Origin of the sequence: Achromobacter sp. (genome assembly GCF_032102605.1) — a bacterium.
Classification (GTDB): Bacteria; Pseudomonadota; Gammaproteobacteria; order Burkholderiales; family Burkholderiaceae_B; genus Achromobacter.
In genome coordinates this window covers 83,168-102,223 of the sequence record NZ_DAMDGT010000005.1, presented here as the reverse complement: position 1 = coordinate 102,223, position 19,056 = coordinate 83,168, and the positions used below count along the sequence as shown (strand labels likewise).

The window sequence follows — 19,056 nt, the reverse complement described above, 5'->3', positions numbered from 1 at the left end:
CCCGTTACTCCTGCGCAGACGCCCATGCCCGATACTTCCTCCGCCACTCCCGCCGGCGCCATCGCCGGCATCGGCATGGACCTGCTGCGGATCGACCGCATCGAACGCGCCCTGGCGCGCCACGGCGACCGCTTCGCGGAAAAGATCCTGGGCGCCGAGGAACTGCTTAAATTTCAAGCCCGCCGCGCGCGCGATCCCGTGCGCGGCCTGCGCTTCCTGGCCACCCGCTTCGCGGCCAAGGAAGCGTTCTCCAAGGCAATCGGCTTGGGCATGCGCATGCCCATGACGTGGCGCCGCGTGCAGACGCTGAATGCGCCCGGTGGGCGGCCCGTGCTGGTAATCGCCCCCGAATTGCTGGATTGGTACACGCAGCGGTTCGGAGCAGCCCACGTTTCCATCACCGACGAATCCGACATGGCCGCCGCATACGTGGTGGTCGAGCGCAAGCCCTGAGCCCCTTCAAGCGGCTGGCTTGCGGCACACAGATACAAGGACACTCCTATGGCCAAGAAGAAATCCAAGGCGGTCCTGCCTCCCGGCCCCGTGATGGTCGATGTGGCGGGATACACCCTGACGAAGGCGGAAAAGAAGCGCCTGCGCCACCCCCTCGTGGGCGGCGTCATTCTCTTTGCCCGCAATTTCCAAAACCGCGCCCAGCTCACCGAGCTGACGCGCCAGATCCACAAGGCCCGCAAAGAGCGGCTGCTTATCCTGGTGGACCACGAAGGCGGGCGCGTGCAGCGCTTCCGCGAAGACGGCTTCACCGCCTTGCCGCCGATGCGCGAACTGGGCGTGCTGTGGGACCGTGATCCCCTGCACGCGACGCGGCTCGCGACGGAAGCGGGCTACGTGCTGGCGGCCGAACTGCGCGCCTGCGGCGTCGACATGAGCTTCACGCCCGTGCTCGACCTGGACTACGGCGTCAGCAAGGTGATCGGCAATCGCGCCTTCCACCATGATCCGCGCGTGGTGACCATGCTGTCGCGCGCGCTGGTGCAAGGCCTGGCGCTGGCCGGCATGTCCGCCTGCGGCAAGCACTTCCCGGGCCACGGCTTCGTGGGGGCGGACTCGCACCACGAGATTCCCGTCGACCCGCGCACGCTCGACGACATCCTGAAGGACGACGGTGCGCCCTACGCCTGGCTGGGAGACGCCGTGCTGCCGTCCGTCATGCCCGCGCATGTCATCTATCCGAAGGTCGACAAGCATCCGGCCGGCTTTTCCAAGCGCTGGGTGCAGGACATCCTGCGCAAGCGCCTGGGCTACGACGGCGTCGTGTTCTCGGACGATCTCACCATGGAAGGCGCGTCCGTCGCGGGCGACATCCTTGACCGCGCCAACGCCGCGCTGCGCGCCGGCTGCGACATGGTGCTGGTGTGCAACCGCCCGGACCTGGCCGACGAACTGCTGTCGCGCCTTGAGTTCGACCATGCGCCCGAATCCGTGGCCCGTATCCGCCGCCTGATGCCGCGTTTCGACGCGCCGGATTGGGACACCTTGCAGGCCGAAAGCCGTTATCAGAATGCCCGACGACTTCAATCTCAAATCGTTCCTGGCTGACCTGCCGCATCTGCCGGGCGTGTACCGGCACCTGGATGCAGCAGGCGAGGTCATGTATGTCGGCAAGGCGCGCGACCTGAAGAAGCGCGTCTCGTCGTATTTCCAGAAGAACCTTGCCAGCCCGCGCATCGCCCAGATGGTGTCGAAGGTCGCGCGGCTGGAGGTGACGGTGACGCGCTCCGAGGCCGAGGCGCTGATCCTTGAAAACAACCTCATCAAGAGCCTGAAGCCGCGCTACAACATCCTGTTCCGCGACGACAAGTCTTATCCCTACCTGCACATCACCGGCCACGACTGGCCGCGCATCGCCTACTACCGCGGCGCCACCAACAAACGCGGGCAGTTTTTCGGCCCGTTCCCCAACGCGTGGGCGGTGCGTGAAACCATCCAGATCCTGCAGAAGGTCTTTCGCCTGCGCACCTGTGAAGACAGCGTCTTCGCCAATCGCTCGCGCCCCTGTCTGCTGCATCAGATCGGCCGCTGCTCGGCGCCCTGCGTCGGCGCGATCGAGGCCGCCGAATACGGCCGCGACGTCCAGCGCGCCGTGCGCTTCCTGAACGGCGAAGCCAAGGACGTCATGGGCGAGATCGAGGCCCGCATGCTGCAGGCCTCAACCGAACTGCGCTTCGAGGAAGCCGCTTCGCTGCGCGACCAGATGGGCTCGCTGGCGCGCGTGTTGCACCAGCAGACCATGGAGAACGTCAGCGGCGAGGACACAGACATCATCGCGGTGGCGGTGGCTGGCGGCAAGGTGTGCGTGAACCTGGCCATGGTGCGCGGCGGCCGTCATCTGGGTGACAAGCCGTTCTTTCCCACGCACGCCGAGGGCGAGGCGGCGCCGCAGGTGCTGGAAGCCTTCGTGGCGCAGCACTACACCGAAAACGCGATGCCGCCCGTGCTGGTCTGTAGCCACTCGTTGCCCGACCCGGAACTGATCTCGTTGCTGGTGGAACAGGCGGGCGGCCGCCCGTCGCGCGTGCTGACGCGCCCGCAGGGCACCCGCCGGTCCTGGCTGGAGCAGGCGACGAAAAATGCCGAAATGGCGCTGGCTCGCGCGCTCACCGAATCGGGCGCCCGGGCCGCCCGCACCCTGGCGCTGGCGGAAACGCTGGACATGGACACGGACGAGGCCGCGCTGGACGCCTTGCGCATCGAATGCTTCGACATCAGCCACACGGCCGGCGAAGCAACCCAGGCCTCCTGCGTGGTATTCGAACACCACGACATGCAACCGTCGCTTTACCGCCGCTACAACATCGCCGGCATCACGCCCGGCGACGACTATGCCGCAATGCGCCAGGTGCTGACCCGTCGTTTCGCCAAGGTGGCGGACGGCGAAGCGCAGATGCCGGGGCTGGTCCTGATCGACGGCGGCAAGGGCCAGGTCGAGGTCGCGCGCAAGGTGTTCGCGGAACTGGGCCTGGACATCCAGACGCTGGTGGGCGTGGCCAAGGGAGAAGGGCGCAAGGTCGGCCTTGAAACCCTGGTCTTCGCGGACGAGCGGCCGCCGGTCGCGCTGGGCGGCGAATCCGCCGCGCTGATGCTGATCGCCCAGGTGCGCGACGAGGCCCACCGTTTCGCCATCACCGGCATGCGCGCCCGCCGCGCCAAGACGCGCAACGTCTCCCGACTGGAGGAAATCGAAGGCGTCGGCGCCCGCCGCCGCCAACGCCTGCTCGCCCGCTTCGGCGGATTCTCGGGCGTCGCCCGCGCCAGCATCGAAGACCTGGCATCGGTGGACGGCATCTCCCAAGACCTGGCCATCCGCATCTACGAGGCGCTACGCTGAAGATGGCTCGCGAAATGTATCCGGCTTTTCACACCAACTCCGACGCGCCAAACGGCGGTTTCAAGGGCACCGCGAAACCAAAATTAGGCGCTGCGGTACATCCCCGTCGCACCCACGAACCGTCCGGGCCGCGCGGATCCGGCTCCGCCGGTCCGCTGCGGCGCCCCCTGGGGGGAGGCGCCGCAGGCGCTTCGGGGGGAGCCTCTTACTGTTAGCATACGGACACTATGCCAATTAATGTTCCCATTATCCTGACGTGGCTGCGTATCGCCATGATCCCGCTGGTGGTCGGGCTGTTCTATCTGCCCGAGAGCTGGATGTCTGTACCCATGCGCGACACCTTCGCCGCTTGGGCCTTCATCATTGCCGCGCTGACCGACTGGTTTGACGGCTGGCTCGCCCGGCGCTGGAACCAGACTTCGGCATTTGGCGCCTTCCTGGACCCCGTGGCCGACAAGCTGATGGTCTGCGCCGCCCTGATCGTCCTGCTGGACCTCAGCCGGGTCGACGCCTTCATCTCGCTGATCATCATCGGTCGCGAAATCACGATTTCCGCCCTGCGTGAATGGATGGCCAAGATTGGCGCCAGCGCCAGCGTGGCGGTGCACCGATTGGGCAAGTTCAAGACCGCCGCGCAGATGGTGGCCATTCCCTGCCTGCTGTACAACCAGCCGATTCACGGCGTCAGCACGCGGTTGCTGGGCGATGTGCTCATCATCGTCGCGGCGGTGCTGACGGTATGGTCGATGCTGTATTACCTGCAACGCGCATGGCCTGCCATTCGCGAAAAGGCCATGTAGTTTCGATGTGACGGCGCCGGCCGCATCCGCCGGGGCCAGCAAGCATGACCCACGGCGGCCCGGCTCGCGCAAGACGGCCGCCGTATCACTTCAAGAGCGATTTGCCGGCTCGATCCGGCACGGCCCCGCGCCGCAATCGCCGAGAACACGACGCCCGGTCGAATGGCCGGTCGTCGCCGGAGACAACCTGCGAACCGCCTGGCGCGGACGCACCCCTGCCGCCGCCCCGCGGCCTTTCGCAATGAACACCGCCACCGCCGCCAATACCTTGCTCTCGGACGCCGCCGTACGTCGGCGCGACTGGAAAATCATCCTGCTCATCGGCGTGGCGCACGCCTCGTCCCACTTTTTCCAGCTTGTCCTGCCGTCGCTCTATGGCGCCCTGGGGCTGGAATTCGGCCTGGACTTTGCGCGGCTCGGCTTGCTGGTGTCCACCTTTTACGTGGTGTCCGGAGTCGGCCAGGCCTCATCGGGCTTCGTGGTCGACCGGATCGGCGCGCGTCCCGTGCTGTGGTTCGGGCTGGCCTGCTTCGTGCTGTCGGGCGTGCTGATCGGTTCGGCCACGGGCTACGCCATGCTGATGGCGGCGGCCATCGTCGGCGGCATCGGGAATTCGGTTTTCCATCCCGCCGACTATTCCATCATCAACCATCGCATCACCGCGCCCCGCCTGGGCCACGCGTTCTCGACGCACGGGCTGACCGGCAACCTGGGCTGGGCGCTCACGCCCGTGTTCATCACGACCATCACGCTGCTGGCCAACTGGCGCGTGGCGGCCTATAGCGCCGCCGGCCTGGTGGCGGTGGTGCTGCTCTTGACGGTGCTGGGCCGCGACCTGCTTGGCGGCCCGTCGCCGCTGGACGCGCGCGGCGAGGACAAGGACGGCAGCCCGGCCGTAAAACAGGCGGCGCAGCCCCAAGAGGGCGTGCTGGCCACCCTGACCGCGCTGCTGGCCAAACCGGCGCTGTGGGGCGCATTCCTGTTCTTTGCCTGCACCTCCATCGCGCTGTCGTCGGTGCAGAACTACACGATTCCGCTGCTGGGCCAGCTCTATGACCTGTCCAAGGTCACCGCCAGCTCGGCGTTGTCCGGCTACATGGTGGCCTCGGCGGTGGGCATGGCGGCCGGCGGCTTCCTCGTATCGGCCAATCCTCGCACCGAGCGCACCGTGATGGTTGCGCTGATCCTGGCGGGGCTGACGCTGGTGGTGCTGGCTCTGGGCCTGGTGCCCGCGGTGTTGGCCGCGCCGGTGGTCGCCCTGGCCGGGTTCTGCTCCGGCGTGGCCGCGCCGTCGCGCGACATGCTGATCCGCCGCGTGACGCCCAAGGGTTCCACCGGCTCGGTCTACGGCCTGGTGTATTCCGGCATGGACGTGGGCTCGGCTCTTGGCCCGCTGGCCTTCGGTCTGCTGCTTGACGCCGGATTGCGCCAGGGCCCGTGGGTGGGCGCCGGCGTGGCGTTCACGGCCGCCGCCTTCCTGGCGCAATGGATCGCCGTGCAGGCACGGCGCGCCGAACCGCCCGCGGCTGCCGTCGCGGCGCGCTCCTGACGGGGCGCCGGCTCGCAGAAGGGCGGCGTCCCCGGTTTCATTGAGCACCGTCAAACTCCCGGCTCTCCTCCACACGGCGGCTCGCGAGGGTTGACGCCCCGCAAGGCCGCCCGGTCTCTTGCTCGCTGTAATAACCACGTAGTTGCACAGGTTATTCACAGGAGAAGCAAATGAGAAAGCAAAGTACGCTGCTGGCCGTGGGGATCGTACTGGGATTGTGGGCGGGACAAGCCTGGAGCTCCACCCAGGAACCCATCCAGCCGATCGAGCCCGCCGCGATCAAAGAGCCGGCAAAAGTGGAGCTTGGCAAGAAGCTCTTCTTCGATCCCCGGCTGTCGCGCTCCGGCGCGATTTCATGCAATTCCTGTCACAACCTGGCCATGGGCGGGTCGGACAACCTGAAGTCCTCCATCGGCCACAAATGGCAGCAGGGCGGCATCAACTCGCCCACGGTGCTCAATTCCAGCCTCAACATCGCCCAGTTCTGGGACGGTCGCGCCAAAGACCTGCGTGAACAGGCGGGCGGACCCATCGAAAACCCCATGGAAATGGCCTCGTCGCATGAACTGGCCGTGCAGGTGCTGAACTCCATTCCGGGCTATCGCGCGGAGTTCAAGCAGGTTTTCGGCAACGACAAGATCACCATCAACGAAGTCACCAGCGCGCTGGCGGCATTTGAGGAAACGCTGGTTACGCCCAACTCGCGCTTCGACCAGTGGCTCAAGGGCGACAAGAAGGCGCTCACGGTGCGTGAACTGGGCGGTTATGAACTCTTCAAGAACAGCGGCTGCGTGGCCTGTCACAACGGGGTGGCCGTGGGCGGGAACTCGTTCCAGAAGATGGGGCTGGTTACGCCCTACGTCACCGAAAACAAGGCCGAAGGGCGTGCCGCAGTCACGGGCAAGGATGCCGACCGCTTCAACTTCAAGGTGCCGACATTGCGCAACGTGGCGTTGACGTATCCCTACTTCCACGACGGCGAGGCCGCCACGCTGACGCAGGCGGTGGATGTGATGGGCCGCCTGCAATTGGGCCGCACGTTCACGGCGGACGAAAATGCGCAGATCGTGGCCTTCCTGAAGACACTTACCGGCGACCAGCCGGTGATCCAGTATCCCGTGCTGCCGCCGTCGGAAGACGACACGCCGCGTCCTGAACCGTTCGTGAAGTAAAACAAAGCGGCCGCCCCTGGGGCGGCCGTTTACGTTATTGCCGGACGGTGCGCATGTCCGTCGGCGGCGCGGTCTCGAAGTTGCTGCGCCACGGATTGATGTCCAGCCCGCCGCGCCGCGTGTAGCGCGCGTACACCGTCAGGTGCTGGGGCCCGCAGGCCTGCATGATGTCGCTGAAGATGCGTTCGACGCAGTGCTCATGGAATTCCGCGTGCTGGCGGAACGACACCACGTAGCGCAGCAGCGATTCCCGGTCTATCGGCGCGCCGCGGTAGCGGATCTGCACCGTGGCCCAGTCCGGTTGTCCCGTCACCGGGCAGTTCGATTTCAACAGGCGCGACGCCAGGGTTTCCTCGACGACGTCTCCCGGACGCGTGCGCAGCAGCTCCGGCGCCGGCTCGTAGGTGTCGATCTCGATATCCAGCTTGTCGATATAGATGCCTTCGAGCTCGCCCATCTGCAATTCAGAAAATCGCTGCGGCAGGAAGAAATCCAGTCCCACTGGCGCGCCCGCGGCGGCGCTCAGGTCGCGTTCCAGGCGGCCGCGCAGCGCGGCCGAGTTCACCAGGCGCGTCTGGTTGAACGAATTCAGGTAAAGCTTGAACGACTTGGATTCGATGATGTTGGGGCTGTCGGCCGGCACCGAGAAGGTCGCCATGGCGACGCGCGGCTTGCCCTTGGCGTCCAGCCAGGACAGCTCGTAGGCGTTCCATAGATCCACCCCCTGAAAGGGCAGGTTGTCGGCGTGCAGATTCAGCGCCGCGCGGTTGTGCGCGCGCGCGATGGGAAAGAGCAGCGAGGGGTCGTATTGCGAGGCATAGGCCACGCTCTGCCCAAGCGGGCCGTGAGACAGGGTCATAGCGAAGACATTGGGAACGGGGATGACGGCATTGTAGGGGCTCGAAAAAGGCCTGATTTTCCGCCATGTGAAATGTAACTCTCGTCATGTGAAAGTCGGTGCTGCGCAGCAGCGGGGCGGCATTTCACAAACGACAATCGCGTTTCATTATACAAAATGCCGCGCGTAACTTATTGATTTTCGTGGCTAATATTTTTCGTCTTGTATAAGACATGCGTTCACATTGCTCCGCAGCACAGGCATAGACTTTCTCCAACGATTCACGCAACGCAAGACGCGAATCCTTTGAAGTTCTCTCTATCACTGACCAGGAGCATCACAATGAGCAATCGCGAAACCGAAATCCGTAACCTGCAAAAGGACTGGGCTGAAAACGCCCGCTGGCAAGGCATCAAGCGCGACTATAGCGCCGAGGACGTCATCCGCCTGCGCGGCTCGATCAGCGTCGAACACACGCTGGCCACCCGCGGCGCCACCCGTCTGTGGGAGCTCCTGCACAGCGAGCCGTTCGTCAATTCCCTGGGCGCCCTGACCGGCAACCAGGCCATGCAGCAGGTCAAGGCCGGCCTGAAGGCCATCTACCTGTCGGGCTGGCAGGTTGCCGGCGACGCCAACCTGGCCGGCGAGATGTACCCCGACCAGTCGCTCTATCCCGCCAACTCGGTGCCGCAAGTGGTCCGCCGCATCAATAATTCGCTGACCCGCTGCGACCAGATCCAGTGGATGGAAGGCAAGAACCCGGGCGACGAAGGCTACATCGACTTCTTCGCTCCCATCGTGGCGGACGCCGAAGCCGGCTTCGGCGGCGTGCTCAACGCGTATGAACTGATGAAGGCCATGATCGAGGCCGGCGCCTCGGGCGTTCACTTCGAAGACCAGCTTGCCTCGGTGAAGAAGTGCGGCCACATGGGCGGCAAGGTGCTGGTTCCCACCCGCGAGGCCGTGGCCAAGCTCGTGTCGGCCCGCCTGGCGGCCGACACGATGGGCACCCCCACGCTGCTGCTGGCCCGCACCGACGCCGACGCCGCCGACCTGGTGACCAGCGACGTCGACGAAAACGACCGTCCGTTCATTACCGGCGACCGCACCGTGGAAGGCTTCTTCCGCACCCGTGCCGGCATTGACCAGGCCATCTCGCGCGGCCTGGCCTACGCGCCGTACGCCGACCTGATCTGGTGCGAAACGTCCACGCCCAACCTGGAGTACGCCCGCAAGTTCGCGGACGCCATCCATCGCCAGTTCCCGGGCAAGCTGTTGGCCTACAACTGCTCGCCGTCGTTCAACTGGAAGAAGAACCTGGACGACGGCACCATCGCCAAGTTCCAGCGCGAGCTGGGGGCCATGGGCTACAAGTTCCAGTTCATCACGCTGGCTGGCTTCCACGCCTTGAACTACGGCATGTTCGAACTGGCCCATGGCTACGCTCGTCGCCAGATGAGCGCTTTCGTGGAACTGCAGCAGAAGGAATTCGCCGCTGCCGAGTTGGGCTTCACGGCGGTCAAGCACCAGCGCGAAGTGGGCACCGGCTACTTCGACGCCGTGACCCAGACGATTGAAGGCGGCAAGTCGTCGACTACCGCGCTGACCGGTTCCACGGAAGAGGCGCAGTTCGAACACGGCAAGACGCAGAAGGCGGCGTAAGCGCAGCCACAGGTGTCAGGCGCCTTCCGGTCCATGTGTCTGGTGTGCCTGAGCGTCTGACACCGCTTGAGATTTTGCAGTTGTAGTTGAAGGTGCTGTTGTAGGGTGGATTCGGGGTGCCTGCGGGCACCCTTTTTTTTGGATTTAACGTTCCATCGTTCGCGTGAAAATCCGGAGATGCAGGCCGCGCGTCGCCTTCGAGTGACGCCTGGACCCACCATCCCCGGCCTCTCAAGCCATTACGACGCCGCTTGTATTGCGCAGCAACTCGTCGAGCGGGACCAGTCCTTTCATGGCGCCGCTGCCGATCGCCGCCTTGCCGTCCTCGATCGCGGATGCGAAGCGAAACGCCGGATCGGATTCAAGCCGCTGGCGCAGCGCCAGGATGCGCGGATAGTCACGCGGCTCGATCGCCTGATGGAAATCCGCCCAGCGCGCCACACCGACGAATACCGCGTCCGCCAGCGTCGGCGTGTTGCCCAACAGGTACTCGCTACCGCCCAGCATCGCTTCAAGCTGCCGATGCCGAAGCGCAACGGCGTCACGGCCAAACTTGCGCAGGGTTTCCTTCTCGACGTCGCTCGCGTCCTGCGCTTCCAGCGCGACCCACAAGGGATAGAAGGCGCCGGTAAAGCTGGTGTTGAGGAAAGCCAGGTACTGGTGCAGCCGGTCCGCTTCAGGTGTGCCGGGCTTGAAGCTGATGCGGCGATCGGCGTCCCGCGCCTCCAGCCACAGGGCGATCGCCATCGTCTCGGTGACAACGTGGCCTTCTTCGGTGATCAGCACCGGGGTTTCCACCCTGCCGTTAAGCCGTTGGTAGGCGTCGGTGCGCATCTCTCCCAGCATGTCCACCCGGGTGATGCGATAGGGCTGACCAAGCCATTCGAATGCGGTGACGAGCCCAGCCGAGCTGCCCAGAGGAAAGCCGGCGATGAGGATCGGTTCAGATGCAGGATTCATGTCGTTTCTCCGTTGTTGATGCCGGAAATATACGTACGTGGACATTGTTTGGGCAGATGGGTAAATTGCGACTCAATGTCCACATATGTAGACCAACATGCTCAACCTCAATGATCTGCATTTTTTCGCTCAGGCCGTCGACAGCGGCGGTTTTGCAGCGGCCGCTCGGCGGCTTGGTTGTCCAAAATCGACGGTCAGCAAGCGGGTTGCAACGCTGGAAGCCACGCTGGGCGTGCAGTTGCTTTACCGCACGTCGCGCAGCTTCACCCTGACCGATGTGGGTCGGGACGTGTACGACCACGCTCGTGCGGTGATGATCGAGGCGGAGGCCGCCGAAACGGTTGTTCATCGGCGTTTGGCGGAACCGAGCGGCGCCGTGCGGATCACGGCGTCGGTTCCCGTGGCGCAATTCCAGCTCGCGGATCGCTTTCCCATCCTGGCGCGCCAGCATCCGAAATTGCGCATCCAGTTGCACGTCACCGACCGCTTCATCGATCTGGTGCAGGATGGCTTCGACATCGCGATCCGCAGCCATTTCGCCCCGCTGCCGGACTCCGATCTTGTACAGCGGCGCATGAGCGAGGAGCCGATTACGCTGGTGGCTGCGCCATCTTACGTCGCTCAGCGCGGCGCGCCGCAAGGGCCAGAGTCGTTGACCAGTCACGACGGACTGATGACCACCACGACGATGAAGTCATGGCGATTGGCCGATGCGAATGGACGCATCGTGGAAGTCGAGCCGCGGCCGCAGTTCTATGCCGATGAATCCGTGTCGTTGATGAAGGCGGCCGAGATGGGGTTGGGCATTGTCTGCCTGCCGGAAACGATCACCGCACAGGCAGTCCGGGAGGGAAGGCTCGCACGGGTGCTGCCGGCCTGGACCGCCGGCCGCGTGATGACAACGATCCTGACGCCGCAGAAACGTGCCCAGCTTCCTGCCGTACGCGCGGTGATCGATTTTCTGATGCTGAAATAGCCTGCGAGCAATATTGCTGCGCCCTGATGCCGGACTTTGGTTATGCCCCCGAAGAGGCGGAACATCGGGCCGCCGGCGCCAGCGCCACCGGCTCGACGGCCCGCCGCGTTTTAACGCAAAGCCCGTTCGTCGCTGACGCCGCACCACTGCGCAATGAACAGGGCGATGGTCTTGGTGATGAGGCGCACCGATTCCAGGTGCACCCGCTCGTCGAATCCGTGTATGTCGAGAGACCTGGGGCCATAGACGAGCGTGGGCATGTTGCCGTAGATCACGAAGACGCGGGCGTCCAGATAGCCCGGGGTAGTGAAGCTTTCGAGGTCGCTCTGGAACGCCTGCTTATGGCACTCACGCAGTGTGTTCTCCGCGTCGCTGCCTTCTTCCAGCACGTAGCCTTCGGCGTAGAAACCGGTGTAGGTCACCTTCGGTGGCGTGCCACCCAGCCGGGGATCGGAGACCGCCTCGCGCAGGCACGCGTCGATTTCCGCGCGAGCCTCGTCGGCCGTCGTGCCGGGGTAGATGGCCGCGCGCACATCGAACTCGCACCAGGGCGGCACGGTCGAGGGCCAATCTCCGCCTTCAATCTTGCCGATATTGAAGTTGATGGGGTGTTCCAGATGTTCGAAATGACGGTGGCAATGGTGCTGTCCATTCCACTTGGCCTCGATGCGGCGCAGGGCCTCGATCGTGGCGTAGGCGGCGTCGATGGCGTTGAAGCCATTGGCCATCTCGCGGGTGTGCGTCGGGTGGCCCTGCACGCGCACCTTGAACCACAGCACGCCGACGTTGGCGCGCACCAGCATGTTCTCTTCCGGCTCGGGAATGATCACCGCGTCGGCCTGATAGCCCCGCAGCAGAGCCGCCAAAGCGCCGTTGCCGGTGCATTCTTCCTCCACCACCGATTGGAAGTAGATCGGCGCCGCCGGCGCGTAGCCAGCGGCGCGGACGGCGTCGTAGGCAAACAGATTGGCGGCCAGCCCGGCCTTCATGTCGGCGGCCCCGCGGCCGTACATCCAGCCATCGACGATGGCGGGGTCCCAGGGCGAACGACTCCACATCTCCACGGGCCCGGTCGGCACGACGTCGATATGGCCGTTGAGAATGAGCGAGCGGCCGGTCTGCTGCTCGGGACGGTAGGTGCCTACGACGTTGAAGGCATTCTCATAAGAGACGGTGACCGGGCCAAAGCCCGGATGCGATTCGATGTCCTTGACGTCGATCTTCCAGCGGTCCATCCCGAAGCCACGCTTGCGCATGGCTTCGAACAAAAAGTCCTGGGCGGTGTGTTCCTGTTCCCGCAGCGAAGGAAAGCGAACGAAGTCCTGGGTGAACGCCAGTTGCGCGTCGAACTGTTCGTCCACCGCCTGCAGGATGCGACGGGTCTGTTCCTCGGTAAGCGCGGACGGCAAAGCGGCTTGAGTCATCGTGTTTCCTTAATGATTGAGTGCGGTCAGGCGGCGGAAGCGCTGGCGGCGTGCTGCACGCCCAGGCCAAGGCGGCGCTTGTGGCCGGCCAGGGCCCAGATCGAGACCAGCGTGATCGCCGACAAAGTGGAATAGAAGATCGCCAGGGGCAACCATTGGCCCGGGTAGTGATAGGTCAGCCAGGTGCCGACCAAGGGCGTGAGGCCGCCGGCCACCGCGCCGCAGAGCTGGTAAGAGAGCGAAATTCCGGAGTAGCGCACGTGCGTGGCGAACGCCGAGCTGATGTAGCCGGCCATTGCCGAATAGATCGCCGCCATGAACACCAGCACGATGGAAATCCCCGCGACGATGCTGACGGCATCGCCGCGCGTGACCAGCATGAACATCGGGTAGGGCGCCAGCACCGAGCAGAATGCGGCGGTGATCAGCACGCGGACCGGGCCCAGCGCATCCGCCAGCCATGCGGCCAGCGGCTGGACCAGGAACTGGATGATCGCCACCACGAACAGGCAATCGAGGATCAGCGTGCGGCTCAGCCCCAGGGTCTGCGTGGTGTACGACAGCATGAAGGTGTTGGTGAAGTAGATGCCGCCGATGGCGACGGTGCAGACGCCCATGCACAGCAGCACAGTGCGCCAGGCCGTGCGTAGCACTTCCTTGGCCGGCACTTCGGCGCGTTCCTGGCGCTGGAGCACCTGCGCGAAGTCGGGCGACTCATTGACGCCGATGCGGATGAAATATCCCACCAGCAACAGCACGGCGCTGACCAGGAAGGGCACGCGCCAGCCCCAGCTGACGAAATCCTGCTCGTCCAACTCGGTTAGCAGGCGGAAGGCCAGGAGCGACAGGATCAGGCCCGCCGGGCTGCCCAACTGGGCGAACGATGCGGCGAACGTGCGGCGGCGTTGCGAAGCATGTTCGCCTGCCATCAACACGGCGCCGCCCCATTCGCCGCCCACGGCCAGACCCTGGGCCAGGCGCAGGAGCAGCAACAGGGCGGGAGCCCACAGACCGGCGGCGGCATAGCTGGGCAGCAGGCCGATGCCGACCGTGGCCACGCCCATGATGACCAGCGTCGCCATCAGCGCGTTCTTGCGTCCGACCCGGTCGCCCAGGTGGCCGAAGATGACGCCGCCCAGCGGCCGCGCCAGGAAACCGGCAGCGAACGTGCCGAACGACGCCATCGTGCTGATGAAGGGATCGGTATTCGGGAAAAAGACCTTGCCGAAGACGAGCGCCGCGGCGGTGGCGTAGATGTAGAAGTCATACCACTCGATGGTGGTTCCGACGAATGCGGCGGCTGCGGCGCGGACGGGCTGGCGGGCCACAGCAGCGCTGGCGGGAGCGGCCATGGATTTCTCCTTGAATGGACTTGATGTTCGAAGCCGCTTTATCGCTCCCACAGGGATATAACGTCAATTTATGTTTGTTAATAATCGACTTAAATTAGAATAATGTCCCATGAGCAAACCAGCCCTTCCCGACGCTCGCAGCGGTGGACGCTTTGATTGGAATCTGCTGCGCACCTTTCTGGTCATCGTGCAGGAACGCAGCATCAGCGCCGCCGCCGCCAAGCTGCACCTGACCCAATCGGCCGTCAGCCAGGCGCTCAAGCGCCTCGAAGATCAGTTGGAGCGGCGCCTGATCGAACGCCACAACTCGGCCTTCACCATCACCGCTGCCGGCGAGGAAGTGCGCCGCGCCGCCGAAGCTATCCATGGGAACGTGTCCCAGCTTCTGACCGATGTGTCGCAAACCGAAGCCGAAGCGGTAGGACGCGTGCACTTGCTGGTGGCCAGCCGGATTCATTCAGCGGTCTATGACGAATTCTGGGCGGACTTTCATCGCGAATATCCGCGCATAGAAGTGCAACTGGACGTCCTGCCCAGCAGTGAAATCGTCACGCTTGTGCAGCAGCGTGCCGCCACCGCGGGCATCGCGCTGTGCCGGCAGATTCCCAAACGCCTGGAGAACAAGGTGTTTCTGCAACAGCGCTACGCGCTGTTCTGCGGCCGCAACCACGCCCTCTTCGGTCGCCACGACGTTCGCATGGACGAGCTGCTGGGCGAAAATTTCGTGTCCTTCGCCAGCGACGCGCTGGGCGACAGCCTTTCGCCCCTGACCATCTTCCGCGACCAGCGCGGCTTCAACGGCCGAATCGTGGCGGCTTCCTCCCAGCACGATGAGGTCAAGCGCCTGTTGATCGCGGGATTCGGAATCGGATGCCTGCCGGAGCACAGCGTCCGCGCCGACATCGAACAGGGCCGCCTGTGGCGGCTTCCGCCCGGCGAGGGCGTGTGCGCGGTAGAGCTACACCTGTTGTGGCATCGCGATGCGCAGCGAACGCCGGCCGAAATGGCATTCCTGAAGCACTTCCGGGATTTCATCGACGGCTACTCGATGACCGAGCGGCTGGCTTCCCGAGACGGAGGGGCCTGATAAAGATACAGAGCACGTCCACATTGTCAGTGTGCGTGGCACAGGTCTCGACTCCGGTACGAAAGTCGTTTCAATGCGTGGCCAATGCCACGCCGTCGGGTCGTGCGACTGCGATCCGAGCCGTCTCTCGCAGGGTGCTCAGGTCGATGACCGCGACGAAGCCGTCGGGCGTGCACGAGACAAAGGCCCGGTTGCGGCGCGGGTCCATGCGGATGCCGGCCGCGCGTCCGGTCTGAAAGCGCTTGACGACCGTGTGGGTGGTTGCATCGATAACGGCCAGTTCACCGGTCTTGACGCTGACTACCCAAACCTGCCGACCGTCTGGCGTGAAGGCAAGGCGGTGCGCGCCTTCCAGCCCGCTCGCGAAAGTCGCGACGACGCGATGCGCGTCCAGGTCGATAACGTAAACGGTGCCATCCGGCGCCACCGTCCATAGTTCCCGTTCGTCGGGCGAGACATCAATGCCTTCGGTTCCCGGTCCGGTCGGCACGATGGTGTGCACCCAGTCCAGCCTTGGCCTGGCTCCGGCGGGAAGAACGCCGGTGGGGGGAATCGCGGGCTGCACCAGGCGCCGTTCGAAAAGGCTGATCGAGCCTGACCCGGAATTGGCCGCATAGGCGCGCTGGCCGTCGGGCGCCACGTGCAGAAGGTGCGTCGTGTCCTGGCCGGTGCCCATGACCCAATCGATAGCGCGCTTCTGAGGATCGAGGCGGGCGATCGCCTTGGAACCCTGGACGGTGAACCACAGGCGGTTCTTGATGAAAGCCAGTCCGTGTGGTCCCAGCAGCGGCGCGGTGTCGATTGGCGTTTTTGCTTGGCCGGATTCCAGGTCGATCACGTCGATGCGGTGGAAGGCGCCATAGCCAGGATTGGATACGTAGGCGGTGCGGCCGTCCGGAGATACCTGGATTTCGTGCGGATCGGGACCGAGCGGGGCGGTGCCGAGCAGTGCGAAACTGACCGGGTCGCGCAGCTGCAGCGCATGGTCGGTCTTGGAAATCACCAGCAGCAGCTGAGGCGGCAGCGGGGCGCCCATGGTCAGCGAGGGCAGGCACGCAAACAACAGTGCCGCGACTCGCCGCAGCAGACGCCGCCAGCGCGGCATCTGGCCTTGCCCCGCAAGGGCGCTGCTCACTGCGCGGCCCCCTTTTGCCCGGACCCCGGTAGCGCGACAGCCAATAGTCATAGGACGGGGGCAGCACCTGGCTAGGCCTGTCCTTGCCCAGCGCCACCGCCATCTGGTAGGCGTAGTGCGGATTCGCAAGATGTGCGCGGGCGATCAGCACCAGATCCAGCTGACCTTCAGCCACCGCGCGTTCGGCCATGTGCGGGTCGTCGATGCACCAGCTCGCGGCCACGGGCATCTGCGTGTCTTGCTTGACGCGGCCAGCCACTGGCACGAAGAAACCCGGCCCCCACGGCGTCTTGCCGTTCAGGGTGGAAAAGCCGATGCTGGCGTCGATCAGGTCCAGGCCGCCGTCGCGCATGTTGCGCACCAGTTCGACGGCTTCAGGGTAGAAGGCGTCGTCGTTGCCGTCATACTCGACCACGCCAAAGCGCGCGGTCAGCGGCAGATGATCCGGCCAGATCTCGCGCACGGCCTGCATCGTTTCCAGCAGGAAACGGCCGCGATTCTCGGCGTTGCCCCCGTACTGGTCGGTGCGCACGTTGGCAACAGGCGAGAAGAAGCTCTGCGCCAAGTAGCCATGCGCGAAGTGCAGTTCCAGCCACTGGAAACCAGCGGCCAGCGCACGCTTTGCCGCTGCCACGAAATCGGCCTTGACGCGGGCGATGTCGTCCAGGTCCATGGCCCGCGGAACCTTTGGCAGGCCTGCGCCAAATGCGATCGCCGAGGGACCGATCGTCGGCCACCCGCGACGGTCACCGTCGGCAATGTGGTCGTCACCCTCCCATGGCTTGTTGGCGCTGGCCTTGCGGCCCGCATGGCCGATCTGGATGCCGGGCACGGAGCCAGCCGCGCGGATGGCTGCCGCGATGCGTGCCATGCCTTCGATCTGGCCGTCTTCCCACAGACCGGTGCATCCCGGCGTGATGCGGCCTTCGGGCGAGACACCGGTGGCCTCGACGATCACCAGGCTCGCGCCGCCACGGGCCATGCCCGTGTAATGAGCGAGGTGCCATTCGTTCACATAACCCTCATGGGCCTGGTACTGGCACATGGGCGGAATCCCGATGCGGTTGCGCAGGGTGACGCTCTTCAGTTTGAAGGGCGAATAAAGTGCGGACATTGTGAATCTCTGTGGTTCGGGGGGAATGAGAAGTGGAGCGTGGTCGTCACTGACGCGCCTGCGCCTCGCGGGCGGCGGCCACCAGCCCGTCCAGCCAGTCTTGGTGGCCATTGACCATGGGGTTGGGCCTTGCGACGCGCAGGGCTGCGGCGGGCTTGCCCTTCTGTGTCTCCTGCGTGAGGATGCGCACCCGGCCCTGATCCAGGTCTTCGACCAGCCAGGCATGGTGGACGTCCAGGCGGTCGTCCATGCCCGGCTCGCCGGCCCAGCCGTGCCACGCCACGCGTCCAGCCGCGCCGGCCGTCGGTGGCACGAACTCGTTGCACTGGGCCTCCACGGGGAAGCCGAAGGTCTCGAAATAGAATTGGACGCCGTCAGCCAGCTCCGGCCCCTTGTCGTCGTGAATGCGTACGTTGGCCGAATTGGCGTAGTAGGTCGGCCAGCGCGAGGGGGTGCTCAGCAGGGGCCAAATGTCGGCGGCGGCAAGGCCCGCAACGATGACCTCGTTTGAGGCGAAATTCTCGGTGAAGCCAGGTAAATAGGCGTCGGGCCAAATGATGGCGTTCATCATGGAGTCATTCCTTGATTCAGAAAGAAAGGCCGGTGCGGCGGGGATACGCCGCCAACATGTCGTGTCTCGTGGCGAAAGCGTTCTTGCGAGCATAAGCGGGCGCGGTTAATGTTGATCCTAATCAATATTTATGATTCGGATAAGAATCTGTTATGACGAATCCGCACTGGCTGCGCTCATTCAAAGCCCTGGTCGAAACAGGCAGCTTCACGCGCGCGGCGATTCGACTCGGACTGACGCAGGCCGCCGTCAGCCAGCATGTTGGCCATCTGGAAGACGAATTCGGCCCCTTGCTGATCCGCCGTCCTCGCCAGGTGGAACTGACGCCGGCCGGCGAGGCGCTGCTGGACTATTGCGACGAGATGGACCTGGCCGACAAACGCCTGAAGCTGCGTCTCTCGGACGCTACGGTCGATAGCGGCGAGATCAGCCTGATCACGCCCGGCAGCGTGGGGCTCGCCTTGTATCCCTTGCTGCTGGCCTTGCAGCATCAGCATCGCGGACTGGTCATCCGCCATCGTTTCGCGCCCGATCCGGAGGCGCGCGATGCCGTTCTCAACAAGCAATACGAACTCGGCCTGGTCACCCTGCGGCCCGACGATGCACGCCTTGCCGCGACGCCGTTCGTTGAAGAACCGCTGGAACTGGTGGCTCCGGCGGGCGTAGAGGTCGAAAGTTGGGAGGATCTGGAGCGGCTGGGCTTCATAGACCATCCGGACGGTCAGGCGATGGCGACCCGGCTGCTGGCGCGCCGCTTTCCAGGCAACCCGGGGCTCCGGGCATTGCCGTTTCACGGTTTCACCAACCAGATCGCGTTGATCTTGGAGCCGGTCGCGCGCGGCCTGGGTTTTACCGTCATCCCACGCCATGCGCGCCAGGCGTTTGCCCGACCCGATGCCATTCAGGTTATTGCATGTGGAGCCCAGGTGGTCGACACGCTGTGGCTGATACACCGGTCGGAATGGCCGCTATCGGCCCGGGCAGGCTGGATCCTGGACCAGCTTCGGAGCATGTCTCCCTTTCAGGTCCTCTGATGCAGTCATTCTGGCCCGGCCCGGGGTTGCAGC

The 19,056-nt window shown here is 64.8% G+C and carries 16 protein-coding genes and 1 pseudogene; 10 read left to right on the top strand and 7 right to left on the bottom strand.

Annotation, left to right across the window (positions count from 1 at the left end):
- Window positions 1-24: 24 nt before the first annotated feature.
- The 6 genes from acpS (at window position 25) to RT614_RS13275 (ending at window position 6,870) form a co-directional block, all read left to right on the top strand.
- Window positions 25-453 (top strand): holo-ACP synthase, encoded by a 429-nt coding sequence (gene acpS / locus RT614_RS13300; RefSeq protein WP_313622580.1) that lies wholly within the window; start codon window positions 25-27, stop codon window positions 451-453.
- Window positions 454-501: 48 nt separating this feature from the next.
- Window positions 502-1,560 carry a beta-N-acetylhexosaminidase gene (nagZ, locus tag RT614_RS13295; RefSeq protein ID WP_313622579.1) on the top strand — a complete coding sequence of 353 codons (1,059 nt, stop codon included), beginning with the start codon at window positions 502-504 and terminating at the stop codon, window positions 1,558-1,560.
- The gene (uvrC, locus tag RT614_RS13290; protein ID WP_313622577.1) at window positions 1,523-3,349 is read left to right on the top strand and encodes an excinuclease ABC subunit UvrC; all 1,827 of its coding nucleotides are present in this window, start codon (window positions 1,523-1,525) and stop codon (window positions 3,347-3,349) included. The genes nagZ and uvrC overlap by 38 nt, the downstream gene beginning before the upstream one ends.
- A gap of 227 nt (window positions 3,350-3,576) precedes the next feature.
- Window positions 3,577-4,149: a CDP-diacylglycerol--glycerol-3-phosphate 3-phosphatidyltransferase gene (pgsA, locus tag RT614_RS13285; protein ID WP_313622576.1), complete on the top strand. Its 573-nt coding sequence runs from the start codon at window positions 3,577-3,579 to the stop codon at window positions 4,147-4,149.
- Between the two features lie 241 nt (window positions 4,150-4,390).
- Entirely contained in the window at window positions 4,391-5,698 is a 1,308-nt protein-coding gene (locus RT614_RS13280) for an MFS transporter (RefSeq protein WP_313622575.1), read from the top strand.
- A gap of 170 nt (window positions 5,699-5,868) precedes the next feature.
- A complete protein-coding gene (locus RT614_RS13275; RefSeq protein WP_313622574.1) occupies window positions 5,869-6,870 on the top strand; it encodes a cytochrome-c peroxidase in 1,002 nt (333 codons plus the stop codon).
- Window positions 6,871-6,904: 34 nt separating this feature from the next.
- On the opposite strand, the gene queF is transcribed toward RT614_RS13275, so the two are convergent.
- Entirely contained in the window at window positions 6,905-7,729 is an 825-nt protein-coding gene (gene queF / locus RT614_RS13270) for an NADPH-dependent 7-cyano-7-deazaguanine reductase QueF (protein ID WP_313622573.1), read from the bottom strand.
- 321 nt (window positions 7,730-8,050) lie between these two features.
- Between queF and aceA the strand changes: the two genes are divergently transcribed.
- Complete coding sequence (gene aceA, locus RT614_RS13265) at window positions 8,051-9,370, top strand: isocitrate lyase (RefSeq protein WP_313622572.1); 1,320 nt, start codon at window positions 8,051-8,053, stop codon at window positions 9,368-9,370.
- Window positions 9,371-9,601: 231 nt separating this feature from the next.
- On the opposite strand, the gene RT614_RS13260 is transcribed toward aceA, so the two are convergent.
- On the bottom strand, window positions 9,602-10,330 hold the full coding sequence (locus tag RT614_RS13260; RefSeq protein WP_313622571.1) for a glutathione S-transferase family protein: 729 nt from the start codon (window positions 10,328-10,330) through the stop codon (window positions 9,602-9,604).
- Window positions 10,331-10,427: 97 nt separating this feature from the next.
- Here RT614_RS13260 and RT614_RS13255 point away from each other — a divergent pair, with 97 nt between their 5' ends.
- Window positions 10,428-11,306 (top strand): LysR substrate-binding domain-containing protein, encoded by an 879-nt coding sequence (locus RT614_RS13255; RefSeq protein ID WP_313622570.1) that lies wholly within the window; start codon window positions 10,428-10,430, stop codon window positions 11,304-11,306.
- A gap of 110 nt (window positions 11,307-11,416) precedes the next feature.
- On the opposite strand, the gene RT614_RS13250 is transcribed toward RT614_RS13255, so the two are convergent.
- Window positions 11,417-12,730, bottom strand: a complete 1,314-nt coding sequence (locus RT614_RS13250; protein ID WP_313622569.1) for an ArgE/DapE family deacylase — start codon at window positions 12,728-12,730, stop codon at window positions 11,417-11,419.
- A 26-nt stretch (window positions 12,731-12,756) separates the two neighbouring features.
- The gene (locus RT614_RS13245) at window positions 12,757-14,082 is read right to left on the bottom strand and encodes an MFS transporter (RefSeq protein ID WP_313622568.1); all 1,326 of its coding nucleotides are present in this window, start codon (window positions 14,080-14,082) and stop codon (window positions 12,757-12,759) included.
- Window positions 14,083-14,191: 109 nt separating this feature from the next.
- On the opposite strand from RT614_RS13245, the gene RT614_RS13240 reads away from it, so the two are divergent.
- Window positions 14,192-15,169: a LysR family transcriptional regulator gene (locus RT614_RS13240; protein ID WP_313622567.1), complete on the top strand. Its 978-nt coding sequence runs from the start codon at window positions 14,192-14,194 to the stop codon at window positions 15,167-15,169.
- A gap of 70 nt (window positions 15,170-15,239) precedes the next feature.
- On the opposite strand, the gene RT614_RS13235 is transcribed toward RT614_RS13240, so the two are convergent.
- The 3 genes and pseudogenes from RT614_RS13235 to RT614_RS13225 form a co-directional block, all read right to left on the bottom strand.
- Window positions 15,240-16,304 (bottom strand): YncE family protein, encoded by a 1,065-nt coding sequence (locus tag RT614_RS13235; protein ID WP_313622566.1) that lies wholly within the window; start codon window positions 16,302-16,304, stop codon window positions 15,240-15,242.
- Between the two features lie 25 nt (window positions 16,305-16,329).
- Window positions 16,330-17,418: pseudogene (locus tag RT614_RS13230) on the bottom strand (NADH:flavin oxidoreductase/NADH oxidase); the annotation flags it as partial.
- A gap of 46 nt (window positions 17,419-17,464) precedes the next feature.
- The gene (locus RT614_RS13225) at window positions 17,465-17,989 is read right to left on the bottom strand and encodes an SRPBCC domain-containing protein (protein ID WP_313622565.1); all 525 of its coding nucleotides are present in this window, start codon (window positions 17,987-17,989) and stop codon (window positions 17,465-17,467) included.
- 152 nt (window positions 17,990-18,141) lie between these two features.
- Here RT614_RS13225 and RT614_RS13220 point away from each other — a divergent pair, with 152 nt between their 5' ends.
- Window positions 18,142-19,023 carry a LysR family transcriptional regulator gene (locus RT614_RS13220; RefSeq protein WP_313622564.1) on the top strand — a complete coding sequence of 294 codons (882 nt, stop codon included), beginning with the start codon at window positions 18,142-18,144 and terminating at the stop codon, window positions 19,021-19,023.
- Window positions 19,024-19,056 lie beyond the last annotated feature (33 nt).